Annotated in this window: 21 protein-coding genes; 10 read left to right on the top strand and 11 right to left on the bottom strand. The window is 33.8% G+C overall.

The window, feature by feature from the left end:
• The first annotated feature begins 52 nt into the window (after positions 1-52).
• A complete protein-coding gene (locus DG435_RS09525; protein ID WP_106794391.1) occupies positions 53-1,618 on the top strand; it encodes an amidohydrolase family protein in 1,566 nt (521 codons plus the stop codon).
• A 79-nt stretch (positions 1,619-1,697) separates the two neighbouring features.
• On the opposite strand, the gene lysA is transcribed toward DG435_RS09525, so the two are convergent.
• On the bottom strand, positions 1,698-2,927 hold the full coding sequence (gene lysA / locus DG435_RS09520; RefSeq protein ID WP_106794392.1) for a diaminopimelate decarboxylase: 1,230 nt from the start codon (positions 2,925-2,927) through the stop codon (positions 1,698-1,700).
• A 153-nt stretch (positions 2,928-3,080) separates the two neighbouring features.
• Between lysA and DG435_RS09515 the strand changes: the two genes are divergently transcribed.
• The 4 genes from DG435_RS09515 to DG435_RS09500 all read left to right on the top strand — a co-directional run bounded on the left by DG435_RS09515 (position 3,081) and on the right by DG435_RS09500 (position 6,138).
• Complete coding sequence (locus DG435_RS09515) at positions 3,081-3,716, top strand: LON peptidase substrate-binding domain-containing protein (RefSeq protein WP_106794416.1); 636 nt, start codon at positions 3,081-3,083, stop codon at positions 3,714-3,716.
• A 153-nt stretch (positions 3,717-3,869) separates the two neighbouring features.
• Complete coding sequence (gene sucC / locus DG435_RS09510; protein ID WP_106794393.1) at positions 3,870-5,063, top strand: ADP-forming succinate--CoA ligase subunit beta; 1,194 nt, start codon at positions 3,870-3,872, stop codon at positions 5,061-5,063.
• Between the two features lie 85 nt (positions 5,064-5,148).
• On the top strand, positions 5,149-5,655 hold the full coding sequence (locus tag DG435_RS09505) for a cupin domain-containing protein (protein ID WP_106794394.1): 507 nt from the start codon (positions 5,149-5,151) through the stop codon (positions 5,653-5,655).
• A 150-nt stretch (positions 5,656-5,805) separates the two neighbouring features.
• Positions 5,806-6,138 carry a hypothetical protein gene (locus tag DG435_RS09500; protein WP_024771263.1) on the top strand — a complete coding sequence of 111 codons (333 nt, stop codon included), beginning with the start codon at positions 5,806-5,808 and terminating at the stop codon, positions 6,136-6,138.
• 106 nt (positions 6,139-6,244) lie between these two features.
• Here DG435_RS09500 and DG435_RS09495 read toward each other — a convergent pair whose 3' ends face one another.
• Both DG435_RS09495 and DG435_RS09490 read right to left on the bottom strand, forming a co-directional pair.
• Complete coding sequence (locus DG435_RS09495; RefSeq protein ID WP_106794395.1) at positions 6,245-7,849, bottom strand: class I SAM-dependent methyltransferase; 1,605 nt, start codon at positions 7,847-7,849, stop codon at positions 6,245-6,247.
• 78 nt (positions 7,850-7,927) lie between these two features.
• Positions 7,928-8,194, bottom strand: coding sequence for a DUF1456 family protein (locus DG435_RS09490; protein WP_106794396.1), 267 nt, complete (start codon positions 8,192-8,194; stop codon positions 7,928-7,930).
• Positions 8,195-8,310: 116 nt separating this feature from the next.
• Here DG435_RS09490 and DG435_RS09485 point away from each other — a divergent pair, with 116 nt between their 5' ends.
• The 4 genes from DG435_RS09485 (at position 8,311) to DG435_RS09470 (ending at position 10,684) form a co-directional block, all read left to right on the top strand.
• Complete coding sequence (locus tag DG435_RS09485) at positions 8,311-8,712, top strand: hypothetical protein (protein ID WP_106794397.1); 402 nt, start codon at positions 8,311-8,313, stop codon at positions 8,710-8,712.
• Between the two features lie 298 nt (positions 8,713-9,010).
• On the top strand, positions 9,011-9,448 hold the full coding sequence (locus DG435_RS09480) for an Hsp20/alpha crystallin family protein (RefSeq protein ID WP_106794398.1): 438 nt from the start codon (positions 9,011-9,013) through the stop codon (positions 9,446-9,448).
• A 198-nt stretch (positions 9,449-9,646) separates the two neighbouring features.
• The gene (locus tag DG435_RS09475) at positions 9,647-10,501 is read left to right on the top strand and encodes an SPFH domain-containing protein (RefSeq protein ID WP_106794399.1); all 855 of its coding nucleotides are present in this window, start codon (positions 9,647-9,649) and stop codon (positions 10,499-10,501) included.
• A 3-nt stretch (positions 10,502-10,504) separates the two neighbouring features.
• Positions 10,505-10,684: a hypothetical protein gene (locus tag DG435_RS09470; RefSeq protein WP_024771257.1), complete on the top strand. Its 180-nt coding sequence runs from the start codon at positions 10,505-10,507 to the stop codon at positions 10,682-10,684.
• Between the two features lie 71 nt (positions 10,685-10,755).
• Here the strand turns inward: DG435_RS09470 and DG435_RS09465 are convergent, their stop codons facing one another.
• The 3 genes from DG435_RS09465 to DG435_RS09455 are packed head-to-tail and all read right to left on the bottom strand — an operon-like array spanning position 10,756 to position 13,229.
• Positions 10,756-11,379 (bottom strand): DUF2306 domain-containing protein, encoded by a 624-nt coding sequence (locus tag DG435_RS09465; RefSeq protein ID WP_234387162.1) that lies wholly within the window; start codon positions 11,377-11,379, stop codon positions 10,756-10,758.
• Between the two features lie 10 nt (positions 11,380-11,389).
• Entirely contained in the window at positions 11,390-12,148 is a 759-nt protein-coding gene (locus DG435_RS09460) for a LytTR family DNA-binding domain-containing protein (RefSeq protein WP_106794401.1), read from the bottom strand.
• A 1-nt stretch (position 12,149) separates the two neighbouring features.
• Positions 12,150-13,229: a sensor histidine kinase gene (locus DG435_RS09455; protein ID WP_106794402.1), complete on the bottom strand. Its 1,080-nt coding sequence runs from the start codon at positions 13,227-13,229 to the stop codon at positions 12,150-12,152.
• 271 nt (positions 13,230-13,500) lie between these two features.
• Between DG435_RS09455 and DG435_RS09450 the strand changes: the two genes are divergently transcribed.
• The gene (locus tag DG435_RS09450) at positions 13,501-15,885 is read left to right on the top strand and encodes a TonB-dependent receptor (protein WP_106794403.1); all 2,385 of its coding nucleotides are present in this window, start codon (positions 13,501-13,503) and stop codon (positions 15,883-15,885) included.
• 106 nt (positions 15,886-15,991) lie between these two features.
• Here the strand turns inward: DG435_RS09450 and DG435_RS09445 are convergent, their stop codons facing one another.
• From DG435_RS09445 to DG435_RS09425, 5 genes are all read right to left on the bottom strand, one after another.
• Positions 15,992-16,510, bottom strand: coding sequence for a flavodoxin family protein (locus tag DG435_RS09445; RefSeq protein ID WP_106794404.1), 519 nt, complete (start codon positions 16,508-16,510; stop codon positions 15,992-15,994).
• Positions 16,511-16,658: 148 nt separating this feature from the next.
• Positions 16,659-17,003 carry a 5-carboxymethyl-2-hydroxymuconate Delta-isomerase gene (locus DG435_RS09440; protein WP_106794405.1) on the bottom strand — a complete coding sequence of 115 codons (345 nt, stop codon included), beginning with the start codon at positions 17,001-17,003 and terminating at the stop codon, positions 16,659-16,661.
• A gap of 51 nt (positions 17,004-17,054) precedes the next feature.
• Positions 17,055-18,074: an adenosine deaminase gene (locus DG435_RS09435; protein ID WP_106794406.1), complete on the bottom strand. Its 1,020-nt coding sequence runs from the start codon at positions 18,072-18,074 to the stop codon at positions 17,055-17,057.
• A gap of 67 nt (positions 18,075-18,141) precedes the next feature.
• Positions 18,142-20,148 (bottom strand): excinuclease ABC subunit UvrB, encoded by a 2,007-nt coding sequence (gene uvrB / locus DG435_RS09430; RefSeq protein WP_106794407.1) that lies wholly within the window; start codon positions 20,146-20,148, stop codon positions 18,142-18,144.
• A gap of 46 nt (positions 20,149-20,194) precedes the next feature.
• Positions 20,195-23,020: a T9SS type B sorting domain-containing protein gene (locus DG435_RS09425; RefSeq protein ID WP_106794408.1), complete on the bottom strand. Its 2,826-nt coding sequence runs from the start codon at positions 23,018-23,020 to the stop codon at positions 20,195-20,197.
• Positions 23,021-23,028 lie beyond the last annotated feature (8 nt).

Below are 23,028 nucleotides of genomic sequence, written 5' to 3'. Positions count from 1 at the left end.
CTAACTTATAAAGAAAGACGCTCTTTTTCTTGTTTTATGCAAACCTTTTAAAATGAAAATCACAAAACATTTACTCCTCCTCCTTGTTGTATTTTTTATATCACAATCCAATGCACAAGAACTTAAAGAAGGACCTTTCTCTCAACTAATCATTAGAGGTGTAACACTAATTAATGGTAATGGCGCCCCTCCAAGAGGGCCAGTCGATATTGTTATAGAAAAAAACATAATTAAAAATATTGTTGTTGTTGGGTATCCGGGTATGCCTATCAAGGCAACGAAGCGTCCAGTATTAAAACCAGGAGGTAAGGAGCTTAATGCAGAGGGGATGTATGTATTGCCAGGCTTTGTAGATATGCATGGACATATTGGAGGAGTAGCACAAGGAGCAGATGCAGATTATGTCTTTAAATTATGGATGGCACATGGTGTAACCACAGTTAGAGAACCTAGTGGAAGAGGTGTAGATTGGACAATGAAATTAAAAAAGGCAAGCGATAAAAATGAAATTATAGCCCCTCGTATTTTTGCATATACAGGATTCGGACAAGGTAGTACATCACCAATAAGCACTCCTGAGATGGCAAGAAAATGGGTTCAGGAAAATGCAAAGAAAGGAGCAGATGGGATAAAATTCTTTGGAGCAGCTCCAGAAATTATGACTGCAGCATTAGATGAAAACAAAAAACTAGGACTGCGTTCTGCCTGTCATCATTCTCAAACCGATGTGGCTCGATGGAATGTCTTAAATTCTGCAAAAGCAGGACTTACTTCTATGGAGCATTGGTATGGACTACCAGAAGCGCTGTTTGAAGATAAAACCGTTCAGCATTACCCTTTGGATTATAATTATCAAAATGAGCAGCATCGATTTGAGGAAGCAGGTAAATTATGGAAACAAGCAGCAAAACCCTATTCTGATCATTGGAATAAGGTAATGAATGAGTTAATAGAACTTGATTTTACACTGGATCCAACGTTTAATATTTATGAAGCGAGTAGAGATTTGCAAAGAGCCCGTAGAGCAGAATGGCATGAGACTTATACATTACCTTCGTTATGGAGGTTTTATCAACCCAGTAAAATTTCACATGGCTCGTATTGGCATGATTGGGGAACAGAACAAGAAGTGGTTTGGAGAGAAAATTACCGCCTGTGGATGACCTTTATTAATGAGTATAAAAATAGAGGAGGGCGTGTTACGGTAGGATCAGATTCTGGATTTATATTTCAACTATATGGGTTTGCATACATACGAGAATTAGAGTTGTTTCGAGAAGCTGGTTTTCATCCTCTCGAAATAATTAGAGCAGCTACATTAAATGGAGCAGAAGCTTTAGGAGTGTCAGACAAAATTGGCTCTGTCGAAGTAGGTAAACTCGCAGATTTTGTGGTAGTAGAAGAAAATCCACTTCGGAACTTTAAAGTCCTTTATGGAACAGGAGCCATTCGATTAACAGACGACAACAAAGTTATTCGAGCAGGAGGAGTTAGTTATACCATTAAAGATGGGGTAATTTATGATGCAAAAGCACTTCTAGCTGATGTGAAAAGAATGGTAGATGAGGCAAAAGAAAAAGAGAAGTTTACTATTTTGCAACCTGGGATAAAAGAATAAACTTTTGATAATATTTACAATACAAAAAAAAGCGTCAGATAAAAAACCTGACGCTTTATAAATATATATAAGTGTTATATTATGTCGTTTCAACAACTTTAGAAAAGACATCTATGTCTACCTGGTTTTTCGTAAGATCTTCAAATGTTTCACGCTTACGAATCAAATGCGCTTTCCCTTCATGCCATAATACCTCTGCGGGGCGATAACGAGAATTGTAATTGCTAGACATAGAGAAACAGTAAGCACCTGTATTTTTAAAAGCAATAGTATCTCCTTCGTTAATTTCAGAAATCCTTCTGTTTGTGGCAAAAGTATCTGTTTCGCAAATATATCCAACCACCGAGTAAAACCGTTCTTTTCCTTTTGGATTAGAGATATTAATAATCTCATGATGAGAATTATAGAACATAGGTCGAATGAAGTGATTAAAACCACTATCAATTCCGGCAAAAACAGTAGATGTAGTCTGTTTGATTACATTTACTTTGGCTAAAAAGTATCCCGCTTCACTCACCAGGAATTTACCGGGTTCAAAACCTAGCGTTAGCTCTTTACCATATTCTTTGCAAAAAGAATTAAAACGTTTAGTCATCTTACTGCCAAACTCCTCAATATTAGTTTCAATATCACCTAATTTATAAGGTACTTTAAACCCACTTCCAAAATCGATAAAATCAAGATTTTTGAAATTCATTGCAGTTTCAAAAAGTATTTCACAAGCACGTAGAAATACTTCGATATCCAGAATATCACTACCTGTATGCATGTGTATTCCATTAATACGCATTCCAGTATTTTCTACAATCCTAAGGATATGTGGAATTTGATGAATTGATATCCCAAATTTGCTATCAATATGTCCTACCGATATTTTGCTGTTGCCTCCTGCCATTACATGCGGATTCATGCGAATGCATACTGGAACATTAGGATGTTTTGTGCCAAATTGCTCCAGAATAGAAAGGTTATCAATATTGATTTGTACACCTAAGGCAGAAACTTCCTCGATTTCTTCAAGAGAAACTCCATTAGGAGTAAAAACGATATTACTTGGTTTGACACCTGCCTTTAATCCTAATTCTACTTCTTGAACAGAAACAGTATCTAGTCCGGCTCCTAATGAATTCATCAACTTTAAAACAGCAATATTAGACAGTGCCTTGACTGCATAATTAAGTTTTAACCGTTTGACTTTCTTAAAAGCGTCAGAAAGGCGGTCGTACTGTGAGATAATTTTTGAGGAGTCATATACATAAATCGGACTCCCAAACTCATTTGCAATTGCTAATAAATTTTCATTTTCCATTGTGTCACAAATTTAAGCCTACGAAATTATCAATAAAATTAGAGATATCTGTGTCTTGAAAAGAAAAAATCTTATGCATAAGAAAAATTAAGATTTTTAACTTGTGTTTAAGGGATATAAACAGTGTTAATTAGTACATTTAATAAAAAAATCATGCTACCTCTTTTTCCATTACAAACCGTTGTTTATCCCGAAGAGCGATTGCCTTTGCATATTTTTGAAAAAAGGTACCAACAATTGATTAATGACTGTGAAGAAGAAGGGGCCTTGTTTGGGATACCTACTTATATTGATGAAAAATTAGAGTATGGTACCGAAGTAAAACTTCAAAAAGTAGCTCAGAAATACCCGGGAGGAGAGAGTGATGTTATATGTCAGGGAACAAGAATTTTTAGAATCAAAAACTTTTATCAGCAATTTCCTGGCAAACTATACGCTGGGGGAGAGGTAGAGTTTCTTAAGGATGATGATAGTAGTGAAGAAGAGTTGCAGGAAGAATTGCTTAAAAATATTGCTATTTTGTATGTAGAATTAACAATAGATAATCCACCTGTGTTTGATATTCCTTTTGTTAGTTATCAGGTAGCGCATAAAATAGGATTGGCTTTACGCCAGGAATATCATTTGTTGAAACTTCGTAATGAGGTTGAAAGATTAAAGTATTTGATTAGTCATCTTAAAAAGACAATTCCTGTGGTGAGAGAGATGAATAATGCTAAGAAGGCAATCAAAATGAATGGGCATTTTAAAAACTTTGACCCCTTAGATTTTGAGGATTTTAAATTGTAATGAGTTAAGAGGCAATCTTTACCTGTATTAACGTAATTTTTTGATTGTTTATAGAATTAAAAAAGACTAGTTTTTTTTACTATAAAAAGATTGGCACAATAACTTCACTTTTCCTATTTTTGGAACTCCTAAAAAAGGCAAAAAAATAATAGTATGAACTTACACGAGTATCAGGGTAAAGAGATATTAAATAGCTTTGGCGTGCGTATACAGCGCGGTATTGTAGCACAAAATGCAAATGAAGCTGTAGCTGCGGCAAAACAACTTACTGCAGAAACCGGAACAGGATGGCATGTAATTAAGGCGCAAGTTCACGCTGGTGGACGAGGAAAAGGCGGTGGAGTGAAGCTTGCTAAAAACCTTAAGGAAGTAGAAGAGATAGCAGAACAGATCATAGGAATGAATTTGATTACTCCTCAAACTTCTGCAGAAGGTAAGAAAGTTCACCAGGTATTAGTTGCAGAAGATGTGTATTATCCTGGAGATAACGAACCGGATGAGTTTTATATGTCGGTATTGCTAAATCGTACTTCTGGGCGTAATATGATTATGTACTCTACAGAAGGAGGTATGGATATCGAAACTGTAGCAGAAGAAACTCCTCATCTAATTTTTACAGAAGAAGTCGATCCAGCTGTTGGGTTACTTCCTTTTCAAGCAAGACGTGTTGCTTTTAATTTGGGATTAAGCGGAACTGCTTTTAAAGAAATGACCAAATTTGTAATGGCATTATATACAGCTTATGTTAAATCAGATGCATCTTTATTTGAGATAAATCCTGTTCTTAAGACAAGTGATGATAAAATTATGGCAGTAGATGCCAAAGTGACTTTGGATGATAATGCGTTATATCGTCATAAGAATTATGTAGATATGCGTGATATTAGAGAGGAAAATCCAATCGAAGTTGAAGCAAAAGAAGTAGGACTTAATTATGTGGATCTTGATGGAAATGTAGGATGTATGGTAAATGGAGCTGGTCTTGCAATGGCTACAATGGATTTAATTAAACAAGCAGGAGGCGAGCCGGCAAATTTCCTTGATGTAGGAGGTACCGCAGATGCAAAACGTGTAGAGACAGCATTTAGGATAATCCTTAAAGACCCAAATGTAAAAGCAATTTTAATCAATATTTTCGGAGGTATCGTTCGTTGTGATCGAGTAGCACAAGGAGTTGTAGATGCTTATAAAAATATGGGTGATGCGATTAATGTGCCAATTATAGTTCGTTTGCAAGGTACTAATGCTGATATTGCGAAAGAATTAATTGACAGTAGTGGGCTAGATGTACAAAGTGCAGTACAGTTTCAGGAAGCTGCAGATAAAGTGCAGGCAGTATTAGCATAATAACTAATTAGATTTTAGTATATATTAGAAGCGATCTATTGATGATCGCTTCTTTTTTTTTATAAAACACCTAAATATAAATACCATGAACACAAGGATAGAAAAGATAGTTCAAAAACTAGATATGAATCCACATCCCGAAGGTGGATTTTATAAAGAAACGTATAGAAGTGAAGGTGTTATCCCTCAACAAATTTTAAACGAGAAATTTAAGGGAGAACGTAATTATTGTACGGCGATTTACTTTCTTCTTACCTCAGACAATTTTTCGGCATTTCATAAAATTAATCAGGATGAGATATGGCATTATTATGAAGGGTCTTCTTTGTTCGTACATGTGATCGATTTAGAAGGGAAATATCATCGATATTCTGTAGGTATAAATCTAGATGAGGGAGAGCTACCTCAATTGGTAGTTCCGGCAGGTTGTTGGTTTGCTTCTAGTGTGAAAAAAGAGGATAGTTATTCTTTGGTGGGATGTACAGTATCACCTGGTTTTGATTTTGATGATTTTGAGTTGGGAGAAAAAAAGGACTTAGTTCAGCAATTTCCAGAATATAAAGATGTAATTACTCAGTATACAAGAAATTAACATAAGGGCTGGGAGGTGCCTTTTTTAGGGAGTTTCTGTGTTAATTGCATTCGGTCGGTTTGTTAATCTGTGTTAAATATTTCTTTTTAGTGTAACAGATTTGGGTAATCAGTGGTCTTATAAGTATAAATCAATAAAAACGAATAGATCATGAAAAAATTGAATGTATTACTTTTAGCAGTTGCTTTTGCAGTAAGTAGTGTTGCAAGCGCGAGTACTAATCCAACAAAAACAGAAAACGCTCTTAATAAAGAAATTAGTACATTATTAAAGAAGCCATCTTTTAAAATTAAAAAAGAATTAACGGCCTATGTAACATTTACTTTAAATAGTAAAGGTGAAATCGTAGTATTATCTGTTGATTCTAAAAGTGAAAACTTAGATGGTTTTATTAAGAGTCGCTTAAACTATAAAAAAGTAGGAACCCAATATGGTTCTGAAGCTAAAGTATTCAAGATGCCTGTGCGTATCGTAGAAGAATAAGATTGTGAAACATGTAAATACATAAAAAGCCCCGGGAATCATCAACCGGGGCTTTTTTGTTTGTCAATATTGAGGGTAATTAAATTTTAAGCATTAAGTTGGATTGCTACTCTCCAATAATATAATTAATACTTACTGTTGCCAGGTCAGAATTCGGGAATTTAGAAAAGTACTTATCATCACTTTGTAAGCCTACTTCTTTAATTACTTTTAAAAAAGAATCAATTTCTAAAATATATTGATCAGAAAATCCGTGAGTAGCATCATAGGCGGTAGCTGCAGTTTTACCAAGGTTTTTAGCAGTTAATTCTGGAGATATAGTATGTAATTCTATGACAATTAACCCGAATTTTTCAATATGAGGAGCCCACTTTTTAAAATGATCCTTTAAGTTTCGTTCGACATCGCTATTAAGTAATCGTTTTCCCCGATAAGCAAATGCACCTGTAGATTGGCTGGGAGTGTCCAGTTGTGAAGTTGGTTTATTCCAAATTCTATTGTGATCTAGAAATGTTCTTACCGATAATAAATCTTTTAATGCTATAGTATAGTTTTCCTTTAAATCTTTTTCTAGTAAATCAGGATCGCTAATATCTCCCCAAGTAACTTTGGCCCATATATCTGCTTGGATTAAATTAGCTCTGGTGACTTTTAGAGCAGTTTTATTATAGTCTGCTCCAACCAGAAATAATGGATAGTCATCTAAGTGTTTGCCTCGTAGTGTTTTGGATTCGATGACTTCAAAAAGGTGAATTAAAAAAGCACCATTGCCACATCCCATATCCAGAATTCCTTTGGGCTGCTCATCCAGAGGTTTATTAAACAGGCTAATGATGATTTCATCAATCTTTTTAAAATATGTAGTATGTGCGCCTCCACTTCCCCATACATTCATTTCTCGGTCAACGTGTATTTCAGTATCAGCTTGAAGGGGCCATAGTACATTAGGGTCGCCAAATAATAAAGCATCCATTTGTCGAAACATAGGAATGTATGAAACAGTTACGCCGTACGCAGAAGCTCTTTTAGCAAAAAACAATCCTTTATTGGTAAAAGTATAGTTGCTATTTGATTTGCTAAACCAACCCAGGTGGCTTAGGAATGTAAGAATGGTGTCAAAGCTTTCTGGAAACTTGTGGTATTCATCAGCGCTAAAAGAAGCTTCCATAAAATATTTATGAAACATTCCACCCATACCAAGATGTACAGTAGTTGGTCCAACCAAAATACCTTCTATATGTTTAAGGACTTGATCTTGGATTTGAGTAATTGTACTGTCTTTTTCAAAGGTTAAATCAAAGCGGTTTTGATATTTTTTGAATAGTTGTTCGAGTTTATGAAAAGGCTCTAATTCAAATTTCCGGGGGTGAAATTTGCCAGAATATTCTAATAGGTTAACGACCTCTTCATATAAATAAAAATGATCAAAAGCCAGTTTAGAAAGCGCATTGGTTTTTATAATTACATCATCTTTATTTGCTTCATAATCCAACCAGCCTTGAGCACTTAGTATGCGCAGAGCGATATTTAGATATCCTTCATTGGTTTTATGAGATGCTGCAATTTGTGAAACTGATATTTCTTTATTGCTAATTAGATAATCGGTAATATTGTTTTTATAAAGAGAATAAGCAACAGGAGCTACAGCAATCCCGTCTAAATGACAGAACAGCTCTTCTCTATACAATTGTTTTTCGGCTGTGGTAAGCATAGATACTTAAGTTGAGTAATTGTTGGATAAAAAATATTAGTCCTACCAAATTAAGCATTTATTTCGAGGTAAAAAACGTTAGTTTGTGTTCTTATCCTTTGTCGAGTTTTTCTTTTTTTCGGGCATCGGACCTCTAAGATGAATAATTAACCCGTTTAAGAAGTTACGTAATATTTGATCACCACATTCCATGTATTTTGGATGATTCTCATTTCTGAAAAATGCACCTAATTCACTTTTGGTAACTTTAAAATCTACCAATGCGCAGATTTTTACAATATCGTCATCGCGTAATTTATGTGCAACCCTTAACTTTTTAAAAATATCATTGTTTGTTAAACCCATATTGCAAAGGTATATTTTTTTGAATTGAAAATGGGATTAAAATCAGAAGTTGAATATAAAGAATGTTATATAGGTTTAGTTGAAAATTACTATTTTCGGCAAAAAGTAATTGGTTTATGTATAGTAAAGAAGAGAAATTAAGTTTGCTTTCTGAAATGATACAGTTTGCAAAAGCAGATAAAAAATTTAAAGAACAAGAATATAACTTTATTCTGGTCATTGCATCGCAGCTTAAGATTACAAAAGAAGAGGTAGATGTTTTGATAGAGAAAGGAGTAGAAAAAAAGAATTTACAGCCCGAATCACAAAGAATTCTTCAATTTCATAGATTGGTGCTGCTTATGAATATAGATCAAGAAACTTCTCAATTAGAAATTCATAAGATAAAAGAAATAGGATTACATATGGGGCTAAGATTAGAGGCAATTGATACGGTTCTGGAGAAAATGAATGAATACCCGAACAAAATAATTCCGCCAAAAGAATTGATCTCTATTTTCACTCGTTTTTATAATTAATATATGAATTTATGTATATACTGGTTTTGAAATCTATTTAAGAGATAAGACCTATATTTTAAAATATAAAACTTACTTATAATTAAGTTTCTGTAACCTAAAGCTAAAAACCCGAAGGAATATCCTTTCGGGTTTTTACTATTTAAGATGTTTTGTCATCCTGGGAGAGATGTTTTTTGACAAAATGTCATTATTTGAATACAAAATAATGACAAAGTGTCTGTTATTTTGAAATGGAATCCAAATTGCTATACACTCATTGTAATTAAAATTTTGAATAACCTTAAAAAAATATACAATGAGTTTACTAAAAAAAACAGACAGATTACCTTTTCTTTTTGATGATTTCTTTACTACCGATTGGCTTGGAGGAACATCTAATATCAATAAAATTGGTGTAAATACTCCAGCAGTTAATGTAAAAGAAACAGATGAAGATTTTGTGGTAGAATTAGCTGCGCCAGGGCTTGTTAAAGAAGACTTTAGTATTGAACTGAATAATGATGTGCTTACCATTTCTTCTGAAACCACATCAGAAAAAGAAACTAAGGATGAAAAAGGAAAATACACCCGAAAAGAATTTGGGTACAATGCATTTAAACGTTCATTTAGCTTGCCAGAAGCGGTAAATGGTAACAAGATTGAAGCTTCATACGAAAACGGAGTGCTATTGGTAAAACTCCCTAAAAAAGAAGAGGCAAAAGTACAACCAAAACGGTTGATTGAGATTTCATGATTTGATTGATTTGAGATTTAGTTAGTTAATGTTTCAAAAACGCTCTTCGATATAAAGGGCGTTTTTGTTTTTTAGCCCAAGTCTAAAATGCAATAATTTAACTAAGGAATTTTTACCTCTTTAAATAGTTAATATTTAGGCATTTCTCAGAATATTAAAAAAATATTCGTATTATTGTGATATCAAAATGATATTATTATGAAATACGAAAAAAATATAAAAGCAAGTAGTGGCTATCTAATGTTAGGTCTACTTATGTTAGTTGTAATGGGGATGGTTACTGGTTTGCTTCTAAGTGAAAATCCCTTATTTATAATTCTTATAATGGTAATATTGTTTATCATTAAAGGTTTTTTTATTGTTAACCCGAATAGTTCTAAAGTAATGGTGTTATTTGGAGCGTATAAAGGAACAGTAAAGAATAATGGTTTCTTTTGGGCCAATCCTTTTTTTACGAAACAAAGAATTTCTTTGCGAGCTAGAAACTTCTATAGCGAACGGGTAAAAGTGAATGATAAAATTGGTAATCCAATTTTGATTAATGTAATTTTGGTGTGGAAGGTAGCAGATACATATAAAGCAGCTTTTGATGTTGATCAGTACGAAGAGTTTGTAAGAGTACAAACTGATGCAGCAGTAAGAAAACTTGCAGGTTCTTATCCGTATGATAATTTTGCCGATGGGCAACAGGAAGTAACATTGTTATCTGGTATGGATGAAGTAAATGAAGCTTTAGAAAATGAAATAACAGAACGTCTGGCCATTGCTGGAATAGAAGTTCTGGAAGCCAGAATTGGATACTTGGCATACGCGCCAGAAATAGCAAGTTCGATGTTGAAAAGGCAACAAGCAGTAGCTATCGTAGCAGCTCGTAAAAAAATAGTAGAAGGAGCTGTTGGTATGGTAGAAGATGCTTTAGCCAAATTATCTGCAGATGATATTATAGATTTTGATGATGATAAGAAAGCATCTATGGTGAGTAATTTGATGGTTGTCTTGTGCGGAGATAAAGAAGCAACACCAGTAATTAATACTGGAACATTACATTCGTAATTTATGAGTAAGAAAAAATCATTTGTTCTTAGAATAGACCCAGAAACATTTAAGTCGATTGAGAAATGGGCTGATGATGAATTTCGGAGTGTTAATGGGCAATTAGAATGGATGATACATAAAAGTCTTAAAGATGCTAAGCGTTTAAAACCTAAAAAAAAGTCTAACGATTCTGAAGAATAGTATAAAGATTTTAAATATTTACTAATGTAAAAATGCTCCTGATATACCAGGGGCATTTTTTATAGTGATATTTAAATAGAATTTACAACTAACCTGGATTTGATTTTACCTACAAGATAATATGCGAAAATAAGATTCGGAATCCAGCAAAGCCATGCTACTATTTGGTATGCAATGATAAAATCTCCAATAAGCATAATAAGTATGGGTAACCATATTCTAAGTGTTACTGCAGAAAAACAGGCCGCATAACTGTAATACATCATAGTTTGATGTTGGGATATCCGGACAGTTCTGGCATACCAATACGCTTTATAGGTAGTATATACCCAAAGTATTCCTAAGCATATAAATCCAAGAGATGCAATAATTCCTCCTGTAGCAAAGAAGCCAATATAAATTCCCGAAATTCCACTTATAAAGACCATAGTCACATAGATTTTTCCAATACGTTTATGCAATTCTGATCGAGAGATTCTTATTTTTTTATTAAACTGAATCCAACCTACCAGTAGTGCAACACCTCCAAAAAAGATATGGCTATATAAGGCAATATTCCAAATGGTATCCACAAGTAAGTCACTACTTTTCGAACTTAATAAACCAAATTCTCGATTCACAAAAAGATATACAAAAGGATAGAGACCTATCACAATATTTAATAGGATAAAAATGGCTTGGATGATTTTTTTCACTACCTGTAAATTAAAGATCAAGCCATTTTTTAAAATTAGTAGTCCGTTCTCTGGAAACAATAATCTTTTCATCATCCATAGGCCTCATTTTCAATAATAATCGACTATTAAAATAACTGTGGATCTCGATCACAGCTTTAACAGAAATCATAAATTTTCTATTAATTCTAAAAAAATGAACAGGGTCTAGAATTTCTTCTAATTGATCTATAGTGTATTCAATAGGATATTGTTTTCCAGTGTGAGAGTGCAAAAAAATAATTCCTTCATGAGACTTAAAATAAGCAATATCATCAACACTAAAGGTGTTAAATTGATTTCCGACCTTAACCATAAAACGACGTTTGTATTCTTTCACAAACAAGTTTTTGATGCGTTCGAATTTTGCATCATCTATTGATTTATCAGACTCTGTAAAACTCTTTTTGTATTTGGCGAGAGCGTTTTTTAAATCTTTTTTATCAATTGGTTTTAAAAGATAATCCAGCCCATTGTACTTAAAACCTCTTATGGCATATTCATTATATGCTGTAGTAAATATTATAGGGGGATGATCTTCCAGTGTATCCAAAATATCGAATCCATATCCATCATTTAACTGAATGTCTAAGAATATTAGATCGGGGAGTGGGTTATTCTCAAACCAATGTCGTCCATTCTCTACAGAAGTGATTTGACCAGCAATTTTTATTTCCGGAGCCAATTCTTCGATGAGGTTTGCCAAACGCTTAGAGGCTATATTTTCGTCTTCAACAATTACAGCAGTCATTTTATGAAACTTTTATCATGGTAACTTCATTTATATCTTTGGTCAATAGAGGGAGAGTAACTTTAAAATATTCATGCTCTGTTTCTATTAATACCTCTTGATTTGTATAAAAAGAATACCTCTTCTTAATATTTTTAAGTCCTAATTGTGTAGATTCCTCTTTTTGTTTTCTTACACGTAAATTATTCTGAATAACAATACTGCTTTTTTCAATAGAAATAATACTAATTTCCAAAGGTCTTTCTTTAGAGTAATAATTATGCTTTAAAGCGTTTTCTACAAGCATTTGTATTGATAATGTTGGGATTACATATTTTTTTGGGTTAACAGAAATATGAGTAGTAATACTAAGTGCTCCTTCGTGCCTTACATTCATCATAAATATAAAAGAGTCGAGAAAACTTAATTCTTTTTCCAGACTTACCAGATCAGCCTCACGGTTATCTAGGATATATCTGTAACATGTGGCTAGTCTTGATACAAAATCAGAAGCCAAATCCCTGTCTTGATACATTAATGATGTAAGAGTATTTAAGCTATTGAACAAAAAATGCGGACTAATTTGATTTTTTAAAGATCTATATTTAGAGGTCATGACCTCTTTTTTTAGCTTATTCATTGTGTTTTCCATTTCTTTTTTCTGTTTTAAAGAATAATAGAAAAGATTAAAAATAACAACGGCGAAACCTAAGAGTGTAGCTCTGAAAAAATCTATCCTAAATCGTAACCAGGGTTTATCGGTATTAATTTCACAAACATGATTAAATTCAAAAATTGCCAAATAATATAGTAAAGCGGCTATAGGGATAAAAATTGCCATATTTATAGCAATAATTTTCATTCCATTATTTAGATCCAGGCTTTTACCTTGATTAAGTTTAATCTCCCGTCGTATTAACCAGTCATTGGTCTCCCAAGTGAATATAAAAAGGAAAAAAGCAGTTAAATAATAAAATAAACTAGTAGCATCAAATTCTGTAACATCACCATTATGATCGATAGTCGATTTAATAAGGAAATAAACCACGTTTATAACGATAAAGCGAAATGTAAACTTCTTTATGTATGCTTTAGATATCATGTGTGAAAATCAATAATAGATGTGTTCTTATTTAATAGTATTGTAAAGATACACAACAGATACACAATAAACATTTATAGATATATTCAACTGTTAAATAAAACGCTGAATTGTTTTAAACAAAGTTTGATCTGATAACACAGGATATTACTTCATTTTATACTATTCAAACTTGTTTTTGACATTTCACGGGTAAAAACACCAATTGGGTATTTTTAATTTTAGGAGTTAAAAAAGAAATCACAGATTTGAGCAAAATAGTAATCAAATCATGAAAAAAATCACTTTTATATTTATTATTGCACTAGGATACGTAGCAAGTGCACAAACAGGAATAATTAAAGGTCTTGTAATTGATAAACAATCTGAAAGCCCTCTACCAGGAGCTACAATTGAATTATTAAATGTAGAACAAGCTATTGGGGTAGTAACCGATATGGATGGATATTTTACACTAGAAAATGTACCCCTTGGCCGTCAAGCAATACGAGTAAGTTATATAGGGTTCGAATCGATTACGATACCTAATATTGTAGTGACTTCTGGTAAGGATGCTGCCGTTAATGTGGCACTTATAGAAGCTTTTGACCGATTAGATGAAGTTATTATTACATCAGAAACAAACAAAGCTCAGGCTATAAATAAACTTACATCTGTTTCGGCCAGACAGTTTGGAGTCGAGGAAGTAACACGTTTTTCTGGAGGAAGAAGTGATGTTGGCCGTTTGGCAGCAAATTTTGCAGGTGTTTCTTCTCCCGATGATAGTAGAAATGATATTGTAATACGGGGTAACTCTCCTGTTGGATTGTTATGGCGATTAGAAGGAGTGCCAATACCAAGTCCTAATCATTTCTCAACAGCTGGTACTACAGGAGGACCAGTGTCTGCACTTAATCCAAATCTCTTAAAAAATTCTGATTTTATAACATCAGCATTTCCATCAGAATATGGTAATGCAATCGGAGGAGTATTTGATTTAGGATTTCGAAAAGGAAATATAGATGATTACGAATTTGCTGGCCAGGTTGGTGTCTTTAGTGGAGTAGAAGCAATGGCAGAGGGGCCTTTAGGGAAAAATAAAGGTTCATTTTTAGTGTCTGGAAGATATTCATTGGTAAGTATATTAGGAATCGGGGCAGGAGGAACATCAGCTACACCAAATTACTACGATGTTTCGTTTAATGTTGATTTTGGAAAAAGTAAATTAGGTAACTTTTCATTATTTGGAATTATTGGTTTTTCAGATATTGAATTTTTGGGAGATGATATAGATGAAGATGATCTATTTGCTGCCGAAGATGAAAATTCTAAGGCAGATTCTGGTTTTGGAGTGATTGGCCTAAAACACCAGATCAATATTGGCTCATCCTCTTTTTTAAGAACAACAGTGGCTGGGTCTTTTGCAACTAATGAATTTCAGGCGGATCGTTTTATTGAAAAAAATACCCCTCAAGAACGTATAATAAAATATACAGAGGCTGATAACACAGAATCACGACTTACGTTTTCTACGCTTTTTAATTCTAAATTAAGTAGTAAAAGTACACTTCGAACCGGAGTTTTGGTAGAGAATTTTGGTGTAGAACTTCTACAGCGTGACCGTGAAAAACAACCCGATAGTAATGGAGATGGAGATCCAGACCTATTTACATTTACAGATATAGATGAAAACCTAAGTATTATTCAACCGTATATTCAGGGGCAGTTCAGACTTACAGAGAAACTAACATTAAATGCAGGGCTACACGGGCAGTATAGTACTTTAAATGAGCAATTTGTATTTGAACCCAGAGCAGGACTTTCTTATAAAGTTAATCAAAATCATCGCTTTAGTTTAGGGTATGGATTACATCATCAACCAGTTTCTTTGCCATTATTGTTTTTAAATGAAGATGTTAATGGGGAACTCTTACAGACCAATCAGGATCTTGATTTTGTGAGAAGTAATCATTATGTATTGGGTTATGATGTAAGAATTAGTAAAGGCTGGAGAGGTAAAATAGAAGTGTACTATCAGGATGTTAGTAATGCCGCTGTAGAATCTTTTTCATCAAGTTATTCTTCTTTAACAGAAGGAGCAAATTTTGGATTCGAAAACGATAGGGTATCGCTGGTTAATGAAGGTACGGGTTTTAATCAGGGGGTAGAATTAACCTTAGAGAAGTTTTTTAGTGATGGATATTATGGATTGTTAACCACTTCGCTATTCGAAAGTAAGTATGAAGGAAGTGATGGTATAGAACGAAATACACCTTTTAATAATGGATATGTGGCAAATCTTCTTGCGGGAAAAGAATTCACTATCGGTAAGACGAAGAAAGATGTATTATTTTTTGATACTAAGGTAACAGTATCTGGAGGGAGATATTTTACCCCTGTTGATCTAGAGGCTTCTCAGTTAGCGGGTTATCAAGTGTTAAGGGAGGACTTGGCTTTTAGTGAGCAAAATGATGATTATTTTAGATTGGATGTGAAATTTGGATACAAAATTAATAGTAAATCAAAAAAACGTTCTCACCAGTTTTATGTTGATCTTCAAAATGTAACAAATAATGAAAATATTTTTACGCGTCGTTACAACCGTTTGACTAATCAGGTAGATCAAGTAGATCAAATTGGTTTTTTTCCTGATTTCGGATATCGTTTTCAGTTTTAAGTAAAATTATTTCTCATTAGTATGGAAATAAGTAGTTTAGAAGTATGTATGTAACTTTTTGTAAAGAGACTATCTAAAAAATATATTTTAGACAGTCTCTTTTTGTTTAAATCTCTGTTTTTATCTTTTCAGAAATAAAAACATTTATATCATTCTGTAATTGCTTTGGAATATTCTCGTCTTCTATCCATGTATGGATATCTCCTAAATAATGCATGCCAAGATAATTTGCACTTTCTATAAATGGCATTGTAAAACCTTCTTTTAATTCTGATCCCGAACCACAGCTTATCATTCCCATCTTTTTTCCTTTTAACTTTCTTCCGGTTTCTTTTTCGATTTTTATGCAATCCGTTATCCTATCCATAAAAGTTTTCATTATTCCACTCATTGCATACCAATATACTGGTGTGGCAAAAATAAGTGTATCATAGTTTTCAACGATCTCTTTTATTGTAGGTAAAAAATCGTCACCCCTATTCTTAAAATCATACTCAAAAGGGCCTATATTTTTAGATTTCAAATCTATGATGTCGAATCCAGTTCTTTCTTTTATAAATAATGCTATTTTGTTTGTGTTTCCATTACTTTTTGAACTTCCTTGTAGTATTACTCCTCTCCTCATATTTGTTTTTATGTTTAAAGATTACAGAGCAAAGCTATTTGGTTTATTTCTTTTATCAAATAAGGGGCAAATTTTACCCTATATTATTCGATAATCAATTTGTTGAAAAAGTTGAAAAACAGACAGGAAACTTATGTTTTAAAGTTGATTACACCATTGTTTTATTACAATAAGATGACTTTTCAAACTCTCTAAGGTTAATAGAGAGAATAGGGACATCGGGAAACATCGTTTTTAATGTGCTGACTATTTTTTTAGAAAGATCAGCTTTTTGATTATCATCTCTACCTTCCATCAGGTTACCAAAAACATGAATAAAATCATCTTTAGTGTTTCCTACAGTGTAGTATTTAAAGGGGTTGATTCTTACTTTAATATCACCTGTGGTAAAAAGACCGGTAGCGTCAGCCGCGTCGTATACGGCTTGTATAATTTCTTCGGGTGATTTTAATTGAATAATGTGTTCAGAGCAATCTAATATGAAATGCGGCATGTACTATTTTATTTATTGTTTAATCTTTGTTTTCTATACAAGTATGGAAATTTAATTATTTTGAAAATACGCTTCAACCTGTATAATTTTCTCTTCTTTTTCTTTGTCAGATAACCAACTTGCTTTGAAGCTATTTTTAACTAACTCTGTAATTTGTTTTTTAGAAAGGTTAAGTGCTTGAGCAAGACCAATATAATTCTCGTTCATATATCCTCCAAAATATGCTGGATCATCAGAATTAATTGTTATTAATAAACCTTTATCCATCATTTCTGGTAAAGGGTATTTTTTTAAATCGTCAATCACTTTTAGCTCAAGATTGGATAAAGGGCATAATGTTAGTGGTATTTGTAAATCTGCTAGTAGCTTTACTAATCGATCATCTTCTAAACACCGGTTACCATGATCAATGCGAGTTACTTTTAATAAATTAATAGCTTCCCAGATATATTCTGCGGGCCCTTCTTCTCCTGCATGAGCTACAGTTATAAAACCTTCTTCTTTTGCTTTAGCAAAAACACGTTCGAATTTTGAAGGTGGATTTCCTACTTCAGAAGAATCCAAACCAACTCCGCTGATCCATTTTTTGTATGGTAATGCTTGTTGCAATGTTTCGAATGCCGAAGCTTCATCTAGATGCCGTAGAAAAGAAAGAATCAATTTGTAGGTAATCCCTAGTTTTTCTTTACCATCCTCTAATGCACGATAAATTCCTTTAATAACGGTATCAAATGAAATACCTCTATCGGTATGGGTTTGAGGATCAAAAAAAATCTCTGTGTGCACAAGATTTTGTGTATGGACTTTGGTAAGATACGCCCAGGTGAGGTCATAAAAATCTTGTTCTTCGATCAATACATTGGCACCAGCATAATAGATATCAAGAAACTCTTGAAGATTGTTGAAGCTATATGCACTTTTTAATTCATCTACTGTAGAGTATTTAATTTCTTTGTTGTTTCTTTTTGCAATTTTAAACATTAATTCTGGCTCGAATGTTCCTTCGATATGTAGGTGAAGTTCTACTTTAGGTATTCCTTCAATAAATCTTTCAATTGAAATGTTATTCATAATGGTCTTATGTTTTTTTAATAGCATGATAATCTAAAGATTCATACCATGATAATATTGCTAAAAATTACACTTTTTGGTCCTGTATCTTATCTTGCAACATTTTAATCTCATCCCGTAAACGTGCTGCAGTCATAAAATCTAATTCTTTGGCGGCATTTTCCATTTCCTTACGAACATTTCGGATTCGTGTCTCTAATTGTTCTTTGGTGTAGTATGCCGTTTCTTCTTCCGCAGCTTGTAGGGTAGGGGCGTTTTCAAAAGTATAAGGCTCTACCTTTTTACCAGCTAAAGCATTATCCAGAGATTTTTTAATTGCAGTTGGTGTAATGCCATGTTTGGTATTGTAAGCTATCTGTTTTTGTCGTCGGTATTCTGTATCATCAATAGTCTTTTGCATGCTATCTGTAATTTTATCGGCATACATGATTGCTTTTCCATTTACATGTCTTGCTGCTCTACCCACAGTTTGTACTAATGATCTTTTATTTCTTAAAAAACCTTCCTTATCAGCATCTAGAATAGCTACTAATGATACTTCAGGAAGATCTAAACCTTCCCGTAGTAAGTTTACTCCTATTAATACATCAAAAATACCTTTCCGTAAATCTTGCATAATTTCTACCCGTTCTAGTGTATCTACATCGCTATGAATGTATCTACAACGTATATCAATTCTGGTAAGATATTTTGTTAATTCCTCTGCCATTCTTTTGGTTAGCGTAGTAACAAGGATACGTTCATCCAAATCAATTCGTTTTTGCATCTCTTCGATGAGATCGTCAATTTGATTTAGACTTGGACGAACTTCTATTACAGGATCTAATAACCCTGTTGGTCTAATGATTTGTTCAACATAAGTTCCTTCGCTTTTTTGTAACTCATAATCTGCTGGCGTAGCACTGATATACATGACTTGATTTTGAATCGCTTCGAGTTCTTCAAACTTTAAAGGCCTATTATCCATTGCTGCAGGAAGCCTGAAACCGTATTCTACCAGATTCTCTTTCCTAGAACGATCACCACCATACATGGCGTGTGTCTGAGGTATAGTGACATGACTTTCATCAATAATCATTAAATAGTCATCAGGGAAATAATCGAGTAAACAAAATGGTCGTGTACCTGGATTTCTACCATCGAGATAACGAGAATAGTTCTCAATACCAGAACAGTACCCAAGTTCTTTGATCATTTCCAGATCAAAATTGGTACGTTCTTCTAGTCGTTTGGCTTCCAGTGGTTTTCCAATTTCTTTAAAATATTCTACCTGTTTTCCTAAATCGAGCGCAATTTGATCAATTGCATTATGTAATATATCGGGAGAGGTTACAAACATATTGGCAGGATAAATATTCAGTTGATCGTATTTCTCAATAATAGTATTGGTCTGTACATCAAAAGATTCAATCTCTTCAATTTCATCTCCAAAGAAATGAACTCTAAATGCATCATCGGCATAGCTTGGGAAAATATCAACGGTATCTCCTTTTATTCTAAAATTTCCATGTTTAAACTCGGCTTCAGTTCTCGAATATAAACTTTGTACCAGGCGATGTAATAAAGCTGTTCTGGATACAAATTGTCCTGATTGTATTGAAATCACATTTTTCTTAAACTCTGCAGGATTACCAATACCATACAAGCAAGATACAGAAGCGACAACCAAAACATCTCTCCTTCCTGATAAGAGCGAAGATGTAGCACTTAGACGTAGTTTTTCGATCTCATCATTGATTGATAAATCTTTTTCGATATAGGTTCCTGAAGTAGGGATATAAGCTTCTGGTTGATAATAATCATAATAGGAAACAAAATACTCTATGGCATTCTTAGGAAAAAATTGTTTAAACTCTGAAAAAAGCTGTGCGGCCAATGTCTTATTATGTGCCAATATTAGAGTTGGCCGCTGTACTTGTTGAATTACATTAGCAGCAGTAAAAGTCTTTCCTGACCCTGTTACACCTAAAAGCGTTTGGTATTTTTCGTTAGATTCAATACCTTCAACTAATTGTCGTATTGCTTCTGGTTGATCTCCAGTAGGTTTGAATTCTGATTCCAATTCGAACTTCATGTATCTTTTCTTTTTCACAATAAAGATACCAAATCTACATATAGAATTAGCGAATAAGGGAGAAACTTCCGGTAAGAATTCTACCATCCTCTAATTCTACACGAAACCAATATTCACTAGAGGGCATTAGTTTCCCATTAAAGGTTCCATCCCATCCAGGGGTACCTGCTCTTAGCTGCTTGATTAATTTTCCGTAGCGATTAAATATAAAGATTAGTGAATTACTCATAATCTGGTTTGATATTCCTTCTACGTTCCAGGTTTCATGAAAACCATCCCCATTTGGAGTAAAATATTTTGGAAACCCAACGACTGAAATGTCCTGAGCTGCTACTGGAACACATCCGTTTTTGTCTCTTACATATACGCGATGAAATCCAGGTGGTACATTTGTAAAAGTGGGGTCGTCTTGGTATATACTTAAAACTCCATTTATCTCTATTGCATATTCATAACTACCCAAACCTTCTGCATTAATGGTAACGGTATTGTTATCCCTTGCATCATTGATATCGATAGACTGTATAATTGCAAAGCTGGATGCAATTACAGTTACGGTTCTGGACTTAGAACATCCCGTTAATTGGTTTGTGATTTCTACAGTATAACCTCCGGGTTGATTTGCCAAAATTGTTTCTGTAGATTCATTTGTTGACCATAAGATTGTAAAATCATTGGGGTCACTATTGGTTGGTAAACCGGCGTCGATTTCAACATTTGTTTCGTTTTGACATAGAAAATATTCAGAATCAGGTTCGATATTGGGTAGTGGAATTACAAATAAACGCACACTGCTTATCCCAAAACATTCCCCTCCATTTTCTTCGGCCTTAGCATAAACAATATCGTCACCTAGAGTATTTTGTGTTTGATTGGTAATGCTTGTAATAGGATTTCTGTTTAATAATGCATCATCTGTATTTTCATAATAAGTAATCGTTAATCCAGGATTAGTAATTCCTGATAATACCTGTTGATCTGCTTCAGTTATATTAAAAACGGTAAACCCATCTTCGGTACCATCATCATCGCAAACTCTTAGCTCGGCATCGTTTACATCGGTAGAACTCACCTCTAAAGTAACTGTAGTGATATCAAAACAATTTGTATTGTTGGTGTTAATTACTCGTGCATATACTTGTTGATTGTTTTGAGTATTTTGAAATGCATTTTCATTACTAATTCTTGGTGTTCCTGCTTGTGCAGAAGCTTGATCTATAAAGAATTCGGTTGTGTATTGATTATTTCCCCCGGTAAGTTGATCATTTGCAAAATGTAAATCAAATAAGGTAATATTATCTCCAATAGTTTGATATGCATCACATTGAACTAGTGTTGAAGGAATAGCAGTTGGAACTTCGAAAAAAGTGGCATTGGCAACACCTGTGAGGGGGCAGCTGCCATCATTAGGATCAACTTCTAACCTGTAGTTGGCTGCTGTTGTAATATCTAAAAAATGAACAGCATTTGCAATCTGAAGATTATCTACAAACCAGGTATAGCTAGCACCTGGCATATTTTGATAAGACAATCGGTATGTGCCTCCTTCACATAAAGCAAGATTGACATTATTGGGATCCCCGTTATTGATGATGTCAATATTTTGTGCAAAAATAGATTGAATAAAAGGAGGAAGTCCAAGAAGAGCACTTCTAGAACCATCTGTATTAACAAGTATGCCTTGCTCATTATAAATTATACTGGCTGCAGCTGCTTCGGGATTTTGGATTACGCCAAGGTAATCACCTCTCTGGGAATTAAAATCATATAACGATCGATAAATCTTACCATCAGGACCGAGCTGTATAGCTCCGGCACTAAAAGAAAAAGTACTTTGATTATTTTGATTAAGAATTCTTGTGCCACTTGCTGCAATTTGATTATCTGGTAATGACACGTCGTATTGCATTAAAAAACTTTGTCCGTTTCCTGCATCTCCAATATCGAAAGTGGCATATAGTCTTTGACCGGTTTGAGAAAACTCTATTCCGTAAGGAGAATTACTATTGCTTAGCTCGATTTCATTACTAATAGTTCCTGTAGTGTTATCAAAATTATAAAGTAAAACTTTTCCTGGTCCATTACCTGCTGTGACTGTTGCAAAACCAAAATGTGCTACAGCTAGTCTATCACCTTCTGGAGAAGCTTTAATATACCCTAAAGCATTACGTCGATACCCAGAAATAGGAACAGTGACTCCAATACGAGAAGTAACAGGTGTTGTGTTAACTCCGGTTTGGTCAACTTTGAAAGCATAGAACGAGTCTACAAAATGTGTAATTACCCAAAATGAATCACAATCATTGCTTTTTACAGCTGTAATTTTTTCTGAACACTTATATCGACTTTCTAAGCCGTTTGACGTATTGTAAGTAATTAGAGGTATGTTTTTTTGTCCTGTCACTACAGCTCCGTTTCCTCCATTCAAAGACATATCTACAATAGAATACATAAACCCATCGTTTATACCATCTCCATCAAAAGTTGCGGGATCATTATCAGCATTATCATGATGAGGCTCGTCCACAGTAAAAACTATATATAGATTTGGAGTGTTTGGTTGAGGAACAATTAATGCAGATGAGGTGCTAGAAGGATCACCTTTTAGCCCGGTACCATTTTGCATAATATTATGAAGCCGGTCCCAAACGGTAATTCCATCAGTATAAAATAATAAATTTCCTGTTGCATCAGATATTGTGGTACATCCTTCTAATGTATTTACTCTACCATTAGTAAGTGCTGTAGGAGGAGTTGTATTAAAACTTATTCCTGCATTTTGACCAAAATACCAGCTATTAGCTTCTCCTTGACTATACATTAATGGATAGTAAAGGAATAAAGCAAAAAAGACTACATAAATGTATCGCATAATTGAGC

Source organism: Aquimarina sp. Aq78 (assembly GCF_900299525.1).
Lineage (GTDB): Bacteria > Bacteroidota > Bacteroidia > Flavobacteriales > Flavobacteriaceae > Aquimarina.
Note: the sequence above shows the minus strand (reverse complement) of the source record. Positions and strands in the feature narration are given on the sequence as shown.